12 protein-coding genes are annotated in these 12,351 nt (G+C 69.9%); 1 reads left to right on the top strand and 11 read right to left on the bottom strand.

Annotation, left to right across the window (positions count from 1 at the left end):
• Positions 1–3 precede the first annotated feature (3 nt).
• The 11 genes from rpoZ to pyrR form a co-directional block, all read right to left on the bottom strand.
• Positions 4–276, bottom strand: coding sequence for a DNA-directed RNA polymerase subunit omega (gene rpoZ / locus ACFVYL_RS31870; protein ID WP_005319902.1), 273 nt, complete (start codon positions 274–276; stop codon positions 4–6).
• 61 nt (positions 277–337) lie between these two features.
• Entirely contained in the window at positions 338–931 is a 594-nt protein-coding gene (gmk, locus tag ACFVYL_RS31865) for a guanylate kinase (protein WP_389722118.1), read from the bottom strand.
• Positions 932–969: 38 nt separating this feature from the next.
• Positions 970–1,296, bottom strand: coding sequence for an integration host factor (locus ACFVYL_RS31860; RefSeq protein ID WP_055564204.1), 327 nt, complete (start codon positions 1,294–1,296; stop codon positions 970–972).
• A 267-nt stretch (positions 1,297–1,563) separates the two neighbouring features.
• Positions 1,564–2,409, bottom strand: a complete 846-nt coding sequence (gene pyrF, locus ACFVYL_RS31855; protein WP_389722235.1) for an orotidine-5'-phosphate decarboxylase — start codon at positions 2,407–2,409, stop codon at positions 1,564–1,566.
• Positions 2,410–2,414: 5 nt separating this feature from the next.
• The gene (locus ACFVYL_RS31850; RefSeq protein ID WP_389722116.1) at positions 2,415–3,521 is read right to left on the bottom strand and encodes a quinone-dependent dihydroorotate dehydrogenase; all 1,107 of its coding nucleotides are present in this window, start codon (positions 3,519–3,521) and stop codon (positions 2,415–2,417) included.
• 85 nt (positions 3,522–3,606) lie between these two features.
• Positions 3,607–6,915: a carbamoyl-phosphate synthase large subunit gene (gene carB / locus ACFVYL_RS31845; protein ID WP_389722114.1), complete on the bottom strand. Its 3,309-nt coding sequence runs from the start codon at positions 6,913–6,915 to the stop codon at positions 3,607–3,609.
• Positions 6,908–8,080 carry a glutamine-hydrolyzing carbamoyl-phosphate synthase small subunit gene (gene carA, locus ACFVYL_RS31840; RefSeq protein WP_389722112.1) on the bottom strand — a complete coding sequence of 391 codons (1,173 nt, stop codon included), beginning with the start codon at positions 8,078–8,080 and terminating at the stop codon, positions 6,908–6,910. Before carA ends, carB begins: the two co-directional genes overlap by 8 nt.
• Positions 8,077–8,649, bottom strand: a complete 573-nt coding sequence (locus ACFVYL_RS31835) for a hypothetical protein (protein WP_389722110.1) — start codon at positions 8,647–8,649, stop codon at positions 8,077–8,079. The genes carA and ACFVYL_RS31835 overlap by 4 nt, the downstream gene beginning before the upstream one ends.
• Positions 8,646–9,932 carry a dihydroorotase gene (locus tag ACFVYL_RS31830; RefSeq protein ID WP_389722108.1) on the bottom strand — a complete coding sequence of 429 codons (1,287 nt, stop codon included), beginning with the start codon at positions 9,930–9,932 and terminating at the stop codon, positions 8,646–8,648. The genes ACFVYL_RS31835 and ACFVYL_RS31830 overlap by 4 nt, the downstream gene beginning before the upstream one ends.
• Positions 9,933–9,934: 2 nt before the next feature.
• Positions 9,935–10,915, bottom strand: a complete 981-nt coding sequence (locus ACFVYL_RS31825) for an aspartate carbamoyltransferase catalytic subunit (RefSeq protein ID WP_150182823.1) — start codon at positions 10,913–10,915, stop codon at positions 9,935–9,937.
• Between the two features lie 87 nt (positions 10,916–11,002).
• Positions 11,003–11,566: a bifunctional pyr operon transcriptional regulator/uracil phosphoribosyltransferase PyrR gene (gene pyrR / locus ACFVYL_RS31820; RefSeq protein WP_389722106.1), complete on the bottom strand. Its 564-nt coding sequence runs from the start codon at positions 11,564–11,566 to the stop codon at positions 11,003–11,005.
• Between the two features lie 224 nt (positions 11,567–11,790).
• On the opposite strand from pyrR, the gene bldD reads away from it, so the two are divergent.
• Positions 11,791–12,291 carry a transcriptional regulator BldD gene (gene bldD / locus ACFVYL_RS31815; RefSeq protein ID WP_030787240.1) on the top strand — a complete coding sequence of 167 codons (501 nt, stop codon included), beginning with the start codon at positions 11,791–11,793 and terminating at the stop codon, positions 12,289–12,291.
• The last annotated feature ends 60 nt before the right edge of the window (positions 12,292–12,351 follow it).

The raw sequence follows: 12,351 nt of genomic DNA, 5'->3' as shown, positions 1-12,351 counted from the left end.
CGCTTACTGAGCCGGACCCTCGATGGCCTCGGACGTCAGCAGGCCGGCGTTGATCTCGCGGAGCGCGATCGACAGCGGCTTCTCGTGGACGTGGGTGTCGACCAGGGGGCCGACGTACTCCAGGAGGCCCTCACCGAGCTGCGAGTAGTACGCGTTGATCTGGCGCGCGCGCTTGGCGGCGTAGATCACGAGGCTGTACTTCGAGTCGGTGGCTTCGAGCAGCTCATCAATCGGCGGGTTGATGATGCCCTCGGGCGCGGTGATGGAAGAGGACACTCTTCGCCTTCCGATGGGGTCAAGTGATGTCGAGACCAGCAGTCAGGACACGGGTGTAGATCTAAAGAACTTTCATCAAGGCTAGCAGCTCACGGGCCACGTCCTCGACGGAGGTGTTGACCAGGGTGGTGTCGAACTCGGCCTCGGCGGCGAGCTCGATCTTGGCGGCGGCGAGCCTGCGCTCGACCACGTCGGGCGCCTCGGTCCCCCGGCCGGTGAGCCGGCGGACCAGCTCGTCCCAGCTCGGCGGGGCGAGGAAGACCAGCTGCGCCTCGGGCATCGACTCGCGCACCAGGCGCGCGCCCTGCAGGTCGATCTCCAGGAGGACGGGTTCGCCCGCCTCCAGACGATCGAGCACGGCGCGACGCGGGGTGCCGTAGCGGTTGCCCGCGAACTCGGCCCACTCCAGGAGCTCGCCGTTGGCGATGAGCTTGTCCATTTCGTCGTCGGAGACGAAGAAATACTGGACACCGTGCTTCTCACCGGGCCGCGGCTTGCGGGTGGTGGCGGAGACCGAGAGCCAGACCTCGGGGTGTTCTTTGCGCATATGAGCGACGACCGTGCTCTTGCCGACCCCGGAGGGGCCGGAGAGCACGGTCAGCCGCGGACATACGTCCGGGGGTACGGGGGACGTCCCCCGGGGTGTTGCAGCCATGCAGCGATTATCCAGGTTCTCAGGAGTGCCTGAGAACATCAGCCGGCGGCACCGCCACCGAACTCTCGCTCGAGCGACGCGATCTGGTTGGAGCCGAGACCGCGCACACGGCGGCTCTCGGAGATGCCAAGACGCTCCATGATCTGCTTGGCGCGGACTTTGCCCACGCCGGGCAGGGACTCCAGGAGGGCGGAGACCTTCATCTTGCCGATGACATCGTTCTCCTGACCCTGCTTGATGACCTCGTGAAGCGAGGCGCCGGAGTGCTTGAGTCGATTCTTGACCTCGGCCCGCTCCCGGCGAGCCGCGGCGGCCTTTTCGAGCGCGGCTGCGCGCTGTTCAGGGGTAAGGGGCGGAAGAGCCACGCCTACGTCACCTCGGATGTCGAACTGTCGGATACGGACCGGTGCGGGACCTCATCGCCCCACACCAGGTGAGCAACGTGCAACGCGCTTGCCCGTTCGCTCTCGTCGGAGACTAGCGGGCATGGCCGCCGGAGTCAGCGAGAACAGACGAAAAGTCCTGGTCAGCCTCTGTCGAGCCGTACATATCGGGCATTTCGCCCCGGATTTGGCTCGGCAATTCGTCAACGGGCCGTCAACGGAGTGCGCGCGGCGGGTCCGTTGCCCCGCTCAGACCGCTTCGACCGCCGCCCTGATCTCGTCCGCGAAGCGCGCCGCGGCGTCGCGCAGGCCCGTGACGTCGGGGCCGTGGCGGAGCACACCGCGGCTGACGCTCGGCACCACATTGCGGACGACCGGGCCGAAGACGCCGGGCAGATCCGCGGGCGTCGCGCCCTGCGCCCCGATGCCGGGGGCGAGCAGCGGGCCGTTGATCCCGAGGTCGTACGCCGACAGGTCGCCCAGCGTCGCGCCGACGACCGCTCCGAAGGAGCCCAGCGGCCGCTGGGCGGCGTTCTCCGCGGCGAGGTGCCCGAGGACCGTGGCCGCGACCGTACGGCCGTCCTCGCGCACCGCGTGCTGCACCTCGGCGCCCTCGGGGTTGGAGGTGAGGGCGAGCACGAAGAGCCCGGCGCCGTTCTCGCGGGCGAGCTCGACGGCCGGCTCCAGGGAGCCGTACCCGAGGTAGGGCGAGACGGTGAGCGCATCGCTGAACAGCGGCGAGTCCTTGTGCAGGAAGGTCTCGGCGTACGCGGCCATGGTGGAGCCGATGTCGCCGCGCTTGGCGTCCATGACGACCAGGGCGCCGGCCGCGCGCAGCTCTTCGACGGCCTTCTCCAGGACGGCGATGCCGCGCGAGCCGAAACGTTCGAAGAAGGCGCTCTGCGGCTTGAACACGGCGACGGTCGAGGCCAGCGCCTCCACGACGGTCCGCGTGAACCGCTCCAGGCCCGCGACGTCGTCGTTCAGGCCCCACGCCGAGAGCAGCGAGGCGTGCGGGTCGATGCCGACGCAGAGGGGGCCGCGCTCGTCCATGGCGTGGCGCAGGCGCGTGCCGAAGGGCTGCAGGGGGCTCATGCTGCTCACTTGGGGTTCCTCACGTCGGCGCCGACGGCGTCGGCGAGGGTGGCGTACGGGCTCGTCCGAAGGCGCGCGGCGAGGCCCTTGTGGATGGTGCGGCCCCAGAAAGGCCCTTCGTAGATGAACGCGCTGTAGCCCTGGATCAGGGTGGCACCCGCGAGGATGCGCTGCCAGGCGTCCTCGGCGTTCTCGATGCCGCCGACGCCCACGAGGGTGATCCGGTCGCCCACGCGCGCGTAGAGGCGCCTCAGGACCTCCAGGGAGCGCTCCTTGAGCGGCGCCCCCGACAGTCCGCCGGTCTCTTCGTAGAGAGCGGGTCCGGATGTCAGCCCGAGGCCCTCGCGCGCGATGGTGGTGTTCGTGGCGATGATGCCGTCCAGGCCGAGCTCGACGGCGAGATCGGCGACCGCGTCCACGTCCTCGTCGGCCAGGTCCGGCGCGATCTTGACGAGCAGCGGGACCCGACGGTCCTCGACGCTGCGGTCGGCGGCCTCGCGCACGGCGGTCAGGAGGGGCCGCAGGGACTCGGTGGCCTGGAGGTTGCGCAAGCCCGGGGTGTTCGGCGAGGAGACGTTGACGACGAGGTAGTCGGCGTGGCGGGCGAGCCGCTCGGTCGACTTCACGTAGTCGGCGGCGGCCTCGTCCTCGGGGACGACCTTGGTCTTGCCGATGTTCACGCCCACGACGGTCCGGAAGACCGGCGTACGCGCCGCCAGGCGCTCAGCCACGGCCGCCGAGCCTTCGTTGTTGAAGCCCATGCGGTTGATCAGCGCGCGGTCCTGCACGAGGCGGAACAGCCGCTTCTTGGGGTTGCCGGGCTGCGGCTCCCCGGTGACGGTGCCGATCTCGATGTGGTCGAAGCCGAGCATCGACATGCCGTCGATCGCGACGGCGTTCTTGTCGAAGCCCGCGGCCAGCCCGAAGGGGCCGTGCATCCGCAGCCCGAGGGCCTCGGTGCGCAGTTCCTTGTGGCGCGGCGCGAGGACGGCCGCGACGAAGGTGCGCAGCACGGGGACGCGCGCCGCGAGCCGGATCCAGCGGAAGGCCAGGTGGTGGGCCTGCTCCGGGTCCATGCGCTTGAAGACGAGGTGGAAGAAGAGCTTGTACATGAAGGGGTTCCTCGGGGGTCCTCGGCAGACGGGTGTCCTCAGCAGAAGGGGGACACCGTGTTTCCGGTGTCCCCCTTGTGGGCTGCTAGTCGCGGGCCGCGGTCAGGTGTTCCGCGTGTTCCTGGAGCGACCGGACGCCCACGTCGCCGCGGCCCAGCGCGTCGATGCCCTGTACGGCGGCGGCGAGCGCCTGGACCGTCGTCAGGCACGGCACGGAGCGCGCCACGGCGGCCGTGCGGATCTCGTAGCCGTCGAGGCGGCCGCCGGTGCCGTACGGGGTGTTGACGATGAGGTCGACGCCGCCGTCGTGGATGAGCTGGACGATGGTCTTCTCGCCGTTCGGGCCCTCGCCCTCGGACTGCTTGCGCACGATCGTGGCGTTGATGCCGTTGCGCTTGAGCACCTCGGCCGTGCCGGACGTGGCGAACAGCTCGAAGCCGTGCGCGACCAGTTCGCGCGCCGGGAAGATCATCGAGCGCTTGTCGCGGTTGGCGACGGAGATGAAGGCACGGCCCTTGGTCGGCAGCGGGCCGTACGCGCCGGCCTGCGACTTGGCGTACGCGGTGCCGAACACCGAGTCGATGCCCATGACCTCGCCCGTGGAGCGCATCTCCGGGCCGAGAACGGTGTCGACGCCCGCGCCGTGGATGTCGCGGAAGCGCGACCACGGCATGACGGCCTCCTTGACGGAGATCGGCGCGTCCATGGGGAGCGTGCCGCCGTCGCCGACGGCCGGGAGCATGCCCTCGGCGCGCAGCTCGGCGACGGTCGCGCCGAGCGAGATGCGCGCCGCGGCCTTGGCCAGCGGCACCGCGGTCGCCTTCGAGGTGAAGGGGACGGTGCGCGACGCGCGCGGGTTGGCCTCCAGGACGTAGAGGATGTCACCCGCCATCGCGAACTGGATGTTGATCAGTCCGCGCACGCCGACGCCCTTGGCGATGCCCTCCGTGGAGGCGCGCAGGCGCTTGATGTCGAAGCCGCCCAGGGTGATCGGGGGCAGGGCGCACGCCGAGTCGCCGGAGTGGATGCCGGCCTCCTCGATGTGCTCCATGACGCCGCCGAGGTAGAGCTCCTCGCCGTCGTAGAGCGCGTCGACGTCGATCTCGATGGCGTCGTCGAGGAAGCGGTCGACGAGGACCGGCCGCGAGGGGCTGATCTCGGTCGACTCCTCGATGTACGTGGAGAGGCGGGTCTCGTCGTACACGATCTCCATGCCGCGGCCGCCGAGCACGTACGACGGGCGGACCAGGACCGGGTAGCCGATCTCGTCGGCGATCGCCTTCGCCTCGGCGAACGTCGTCGCGGTGCCGTGCTTCGGCGCGGGGAGCCCGGCCTCCGCGAGCACGCGGCCGAAGGCGCCGCGGTCCTCGGCGGCGTGGATGGCCTCGGGCGAGGTGCCCACGACCGGCACGCCGTTGTCCTTGAGCGCCTGGGCGAGACCCAGCGGGGTCTGGCCGCCGAGCTGGACGATGACGCCCGCGATCGGCCCGGCCTGCGCCTCGGCGTGGACGATCTCCAGGACGTCCTCCAGGGTGAGCGGCTCGAAGTAGAGCCGGTCGGAGGTGTCGTAGTCCGTGGAGACGGTCTCGGGGTTGCAGTTGACCATCACGGTCTCGTAGCCCGCGTCGCTGAGCGCGAAGGAGGCGTGGACGCAGGAGTAGTCGAACTCGATGCCCTGGCCGATGCGGTTCGGTCCGGAGCCGAGGATGATCACCGCGGGCTTCTCGCGCTTGGCGACCTCGTTCTCCTCGTCGTACGAGGAGTAGAAGTACGGGGTCTTCGCGGCGAACTCGGCGGCGCAGGTGTCGACCGTCTTGAAGACCGGGCGCACGCCGAGGGCCTGGCGCACCTCGCGCACGACGTCCTCGCGCAGACCGCGGATCTCGGCGATCTGGGCGTCGGAGAAGCCGTGCCGCTTGGCGTGGGCGAGCAGGTCGGCGTCGAGGCGCTCGGCGGCGGCCAGCTCGTCGGCGGTCTCCTTGATCAGGAAGAGCTGGTCGACGAACCACGGGTCGATCTTCGTGGACTCGAAGACCTCCTCGGGGGTGGCGCCGGCGCGGATGGCCTGCATGACGGAGTTGATGCGGCCGTCGGTGGGCCGCACGGCCTCGCGCAGCAGCTCGGCCTTGTCCCCGGGCTCGCCGACGAAGGTGAACTGCGAGCCCTTCTTCTCCAGGGACCGCAGCGCCTTCTGCAGCGCCTCGGTGAAGTTGCGGCCGATGGCCATGGCCTCGCCGACCGACTTCATGGTGGTCGTCAGCGTGGAGTCGGCGGACGGGAACTTCTCGAAGGCGAAGCGCGGGGCCTTGACGACGACGTAGTCGAGGGTCGGCTCGAAGGACGCCGGCGTCTTCTCGGTGATGTCGTTGGGGATCTCGTCGAGCGTGTAGCCGACGGCCAGCTTCGCGGCGATCTTCGCGATCGGGAAGCCGGTGGCCTTCGACGCGAGCGCCGAGGACCGCGAGACGCGCGGGTTCATCTCGATGACGATGACCCGGCCGTCCTCGGGGTTCACCGCGAACTGGATGTTGCAGCCGCCGGTGTCGACACCGACCTCGCGGATGATCGCGATGCCCACGTCGCGCAGGGTCTGGTACTCGCGGTCGGTGAGCGTCATCGACGGGGCGACGGTGATCGAGTCACCGGTGTGCACACCCATCGGGTCGAAGTTCTCGATGGAGCAGACGACCACGACGTTGTCGTTCTTGTCGCGCATCAGCTCCAGCTCGTACTCCTTCCAGCCGAGGATGGACTCCTCAAGGAGCACCTCGGTGGTCGGCGAGAGCGTGAGGCCCTGTCCGGCGATGCGGCGCAGCTCCTCCTCGTCGTGCGCGAAGCCGGAACCGGCGCCGCCCATGGTGAAGGAGGGGCGGACGACGACGGGGTAGCCGCCGAGCTCGTCGACGCCCTTGAGGACGTCGTCCATGGAGTGGCAGATGTACGAGCGGGCGGACTCGCCGTGCCCGATCTTCTTGTTGACCTCTTCGACGACGCCCTTGAAGAGGTCGCGGTCCTCGCCCTTGTTGATGGCCTCGACGTTGGCGCCGATGAGCTCGACGCCGTACTTCTCCAGGACGCCCTGCTCGTGCATGGAGATCGCCGTGTTGAGGGCCGTCTGGCCGCCCAGCGTCGGCAGGAGCGCGTCGGGGCGCTCCTTGGCGATGATCTTCTCGACGAACTCCGGGGTGATCGGCTCGACGTACGTGGCGTCGGCGATCTCCGGGTCGGTCATGATCGTCGCCGGGTTGGAGTTGACGAGGATGACGCGCAGGCCCTCGGACTTGAGGACCCGGCACGCCTGGGTGCCGGAGTAGTCGAACTCGGCGGCCTGACCGATGACGATCGGGCCGGAGCCGATGACCAGGACGGACTGGATATCGGTGCGCTTAGGCACGCTGGCCCTCCATCGGAGCGGTGTTCATCAAAGACGTGAAGCGGTCGAAGAGGTACGCGGCGTCGTGCGGGCCCGCGGCCGCTTCGGGGTGGTACTGCACGGAGAAGGCCGGCTGGTCGAGCAGCTGCAGGCCTTCCACCACGTTGTCGTTGAGGCAGACGTGGGAGACCTTGGCGCGCCCGAAGGGGGTGTCGCTGACCTGGTCGAGCGGCGCGTCCACGGCGAAGCCGTGGTTGTGCGCGGTGACCTCGACCTTGCCGGTGGTGCGGTCCTGAACCGGCTGGTTGATGCCCCGGTGGCCGTACTTCAGCTTGTACGTGCCGAAGCCGAGGGCGCGGCCGAGGATCTGGTTGCCGAAGCAGATGCCGAAGAGCGGCGTCCTGCGCTTGAGGACGGCGGTCATCAGTGCGACCGGCCCGTCCGCGGTGGCCGGGTCGCCGGGGCCGTTGGAGAAGAAGACGCCGTCGGGGCTGATCGCGTAGACGTCCTCCTCGGTGGCGGTGGCGGGCAGCACGTGCACCTCGATGCCGCGCTCGGCCATGCGGTGCGGGGTCATGCCCTTGATGCCGAGGTCGATGGCGGCGACGGTGAACCGCTTCTCGCCGACCGCCGGGACGACGTACGCCTCCTTGGTGGCGACCTCCTCGTACAGGCTCAGGCCCTTCATCGAGGGCTGCGCCGTGACGCGCTCGACGAGCTCGGCGTCGGACGGGAGCGTCTCGCCGGAGAAGATGCCCGAGCGCATGGAGCCGCGCTCGCGCAGGTGGCGGGTGAGGGCGCGGGTGTCGATGCCGCTGATGCCGACGATGCCCTGGGCGACCAGCTCGTCGTCGAGCGAGCGCGCGGCACGCCAGTTGGAGGGGATGCGGGCGGGGTCGCGGACCACGTAACCGCTGACCCAGATGCGGGCCGACTCGTCGTCCTCGTCGTTCCAGCCCGTGTTGCCGATCTGCGGGGCGGTGGCGACCACGATCTGGCGGTCGTACGAGGGGTCGGTCAGGGTCTCCTGGTAGCCGGTCATGCCGGTGGAGAACACCGCTTCGCCGAAGGTCTCCCCCGTCGCCCCGTAGGCGCGGCCGCGGAAGATGCGGCCGTCCTCCAGGACGAGTACGGCGGGAAGCGCCCCCTTCCTCTGCGAGGCCGTCCCCTGCTTGGAGGTCGTCATCGTGCGGTGCCTTCCGTAGTGCTGTTCGTGTCGATCATGTTGTTGAGCGTCTCGACCCACTCGGTCTGCTCGGCCGCGTGGTCCGAGCGGAAGCCGGAGTCGAGCAGCTTGCCGCCGTGCTCCCACGTGACGATCAGGAGACCGCCCTCCGTGAGGACCTTGCCGGCGATGCCCTTGTCGAGGCGGGCCTCGCGCAGCTGTGCGGCCGGGACGAAGAAGTCCGTCGCGCCGGGGCGTACGACGTCCAGGCCCGCGTCGGTGAGCGTCAGCTCGACGCGGCTGCGGGTGCCAAGGCCGTGCGCCACGATGCGGTCGAGCCACTGCCCTGCCGTGGTCGAGCCGTGGTAGCGGCCGCTCAGCTCAAGTCTGGCCGGGCCCGGGTCATCCGGCGCGGCGGGCAGCTCGGGCAGGTCGCCCTGGAGCGTGCCGCGCCACTTCCAGCCCTCGCGCATCAGCCAGTAGACGAGCGCGATGAAGAGCAGCAGTCCGACGACCCAGCCGAGCCGTGCGGCCCAGTCGGTCACGTCCGCCGATTCCTTCTCGGCGGCCAGTTCCAGAAGAGATGTCACGCGAGCTTCCCGTCGACGAGCGTGGCCCGACCCCGGAGCCACGTGTGCGTGACGCGGCCCGGCAGCTCACGGCCCTCATAGGGAGTGTTGCGGCTGCGCGAGGCGAAGCCCGCGGGGTCCACTGCCCCACGGTAATCGGCGTCGACCAGGACGAGGTTCGCGGGCTCACCTGCCGAGACGGGGCGGCCGTGACCGGTGGCCCGCCCGATGGCGGCGGGCTTGAAGGACATCCGGTCGGCGACGGCCTCCCAGGTCAGCAGACCGGTCTCGACCATCGTCTGCTGGACGACGGAGAGCGCGGTCTCCAGGCCGACCATGCCCATGGCGGCCGCGGCCCACTCGCAGTCCTTGTCCTCGTGCGGGTGCGGGGCGTGGTCGGTGGCGACGATGTCGATGGTGCCGTCGGCGAGTGCCTCGCGCAGGGCCATGACGTCGCGCTCGGTGCGCAGCGGCGGGTTGACCTTGTAGACGGGGTTGTAGGAGCGCACCAGCTCATCCGTGAGGAGGAGGTGGTGCGGGGTGACCTCGGCGGTGACGTCGATGCCGCGCGACTTGGCCCAGCGCACGATCTCGACGGAGCCTGCGGTCGACAGGTGGCAGATGTGCACCCGCGAGCCGACGTGCTCGGCGAGCAGCACGTCCCGCGCGATGATCGACTCCTCGGCCACCGCGGGCCAGCCGCCGAGGCCCAGCTCGGCGGAGACGACGCCCTCGTTCATCTGGGCGCCCTCGGTGAGCCGCGGCTCCTGCGCGTGCTGCGCGACGACGCCGCCGAAGGCCTTCACGTACTCCAGGGCGCGGCGCATGATCACGGCGTCGTCGACGCACTTGCCGTCGTCGGAGAAGACGGTGACCCCGGCGGCGGACTCGTGCATGGCGCCGAGCTCGGCGAGCTTCTTGCCCTCGAGGCCCACGGTGACGGCGCCGATGGGCTGCACGTCGCAGTAGCCGGACTCCTTGCCGAGCCGGTAGACCTGCTCGACGACTCCGGCGGTGTCGGCGACGGGGAACGTGTTGGCCATGGCGAAGACGGCGGTGAAGCCGCCGGAGGCGGCCGCGCGGGTGCCGGTCAGGACGGTCTCGGAGTCCTCGCGGCCCGGCTCGCGCAGGTGGGTGTGGAGGTCGACGAGGCCCGGCAGGAGAACCTTGCCGCCGGCCTCGACGACGGTCGCGCCCTCGGTGCTCAGGTCCGTGCCGACCTCGGCGATGGTCTCGCCGTCGATCAGGACGTCCTGCGCCTCGCCGCCGAGCACCTTCGCACCACGAATCAGGATCTTGCTCATGCTTACTTGCTCTCCTCGGAACGGGTGTGGGTGACGGCGGGCTCGTTGCCGCCCAGAAGCAGATAGAGGACGGCCATGCGGATGGAGACGCCGTTGGCGACCTGCTCGACGACCGTGCAGCGGTCGGAGTCGGCGACCTCGGCGGTGATCTCCATGCCGCGGACCATCGGTCCCGGGTGCATGACGATGGCGTGCTCGGGCATCTTCGCCATCCGCTCGCCGTCCAGGCCGTAGCGCCGCGAGTACTCGCGCTCGGTGGGGAAGAACGCGGCGTTCATGCGCTCGCGCTGCACCCGCAGCATCATCACGGCGTCGGACTTGGGCAGTACGCGGTCCAGGTCGTAGCTGACCTCGCAGGGCCACTGTTCGACGCCGACCGGCACCAGGGTGGGCGGGGCGACGAGGGTGACCTCGGCGCCGAGGGTGTGCAGCAGGTCCACGTTGGAGCGGGCCACGCGGCTGTGCAGGATGTCGCCGACGAGAGTGATGTGCTTGCCCGCCAGGTCCTGGCCGAGACCGGCGTCCGGTCCGACGAGCCGGCGGCGCATGGTGAAGGCGTCGAGCAGGGCCTGCGTGGGGTGCTGGTGGGTGCCGTCGCCCGCGTTGATGACGGCGGCGTCGATCCAGCCGGAGGTCGCCAGGCGGTAGGGCGCGCCGGAGGCGCCGTGCCGGATGACGACGGCGTCGACGCCCATCGCCTCCAGGGTCTGTGCGGTGTCCTTGAGGGATTCGCCCTTGGAGACGGACGACCCCTTGGCGGCGAAGTTGATGACGTCGGCGGAAAGGCGCTTCTCGGCGGCCTCGAAGGAGATCCGGGTCCTGGTCGAGTCCTCGAAGAAGAGGTTGACCACGGTGCGGCCGCGCAGGGCGGGCAGTTTCTTGATCGGCCGGTCGGCGACGCGCGCCATCTCCTCGGCCGTGTCGAGGATGAGGACGGCGTCGTCGCGGGAGAGGTCGGCGGCCGAGATGAGGTGTCGCATCATCTGCGTGTACTCCGGTGTGTGGAGGTCTGCGGGCACGCGGGCGCGCAGGGATGTGCCCTGGGCCCGTGAGGGGGGAGGAAGCCGGTCCTACGCGGAAGCGGGCTTGGCGCCGAGCAGCACGGCGTCGCGGCCGTCCTCCTCCGCCAGCTGGACCTTGACCGTCTCCCGCAGCGACGTGGGGAGGTTCTTGCCGACGTAGTCGGCGCGGATGGGGAGTTCGCGGTGGCCGCGGTCGACGAGCACGGCGAGCTGCACCGCACGGGGGCGGCCGATGTCGTTGAGGGCGTCGAGGGCGGCGCGGATGGTGCGGCCGGAGAAGAGCACGTCGTCGACGAGGACGACCAGGCGGCCGTCGATGCCGTCACCGGGGATCTCGGTGCGGGCGAGGGCGCGCGGCGGGTGCATGCGCAGGTCGTCGCGGTACATGGTGATGTCGAGGGAGCCGACCGGGATCGTGCGGCCGGTGATCTCTTCGAGCTTCTGGGCGAGCCGGCGGCCGAGGAAGACGCCGCGGGTGGGAATGCCGAGCAGAACCACGTCGTCGGCGCCCTTGGCGCGCTCGACGATCTCGTGAGCGATGCGGGTCAACACCCGCGCGATGTCCGGCCCTTCGAGCACAGGGCGCGCGACACCGGAGTCATTCGTGTCCATATGAAACGGACCTCCTTCTCCGCCTCACAGGACGGACGTTAAAGGACGTCGAAATTGCGCCATCCACGGTACCAGTACTCAAGGCCGGGCACGTCATCGGGTTCCACCGGTGGGGCGGTAAGGACCATTCGGCTTGACGCAGGCAAGTAACGCTGCGTAACCTCACAGTGAGTTACCAGCCACGCGGCGGAGCCGCATGATTGTCGCAGCGTCCGGGGAGCTATATGTCCAGCGAATACGCCAAGCAGCTCGGGGCCAAGCTCCGCGCGATCCGTACCCAGCAGGGCCTTTCCCTTCACGGTGTCGAGGAGAAGTCCCAGGGACGCTGGAAGGCGGTCGTCGTGGGGTCGTACGAGCGCGGCGACCGTGCCGTGACCGTGCAGCGCCTCGCCGAGCTGGCGGACTTCTACGGCGTCCCCGTGCAGGAGCTCCTTCCGGGTACCGCTCCTGGTGGCGCCGCCGAGCCGCCGCCCAAGCTCGTCCTCGACCTGGAGCGCCTCGCGCACGTCCCGCAGGAGAAGGCGGGCCCGCTGCAGCGCTATGCCGCCACGATCCAGTCGCAGCGCGGTGACTACAACGGCAAGGTGCTCTCGATCCGCCAGGACGACCTGCGCACCCTCGCCGTCATCTACGACCAGTCCCCCTCGGTGCTGACCGAGCAGCTGATCAGCTGGGGCGTCCTGGACGCCGACGCGCGCCGCGCCGTCGCCCACGAAGAGGTCTGATCCCACCGCGTAAGACATCAGCAGAAACGTGCCGCCGGGGTGGCCGCAGCCGAAAGGCTG

Origin of the sequence: Streptomyces sp. NPDC058308 (assembly GCF_042880275.1) — a bacterium.
In the GTDB taxonomy this organism is placed as follows: Bacteria; Actinomycetota; Actinomycetes; order Streptomycetales; family Streptomycetaceae; genus Streptomyces.
Note: the sequence above shows the minus strand (reverse complement) of the source record. Positions and strands in the feature narration are given on the sequence as shown.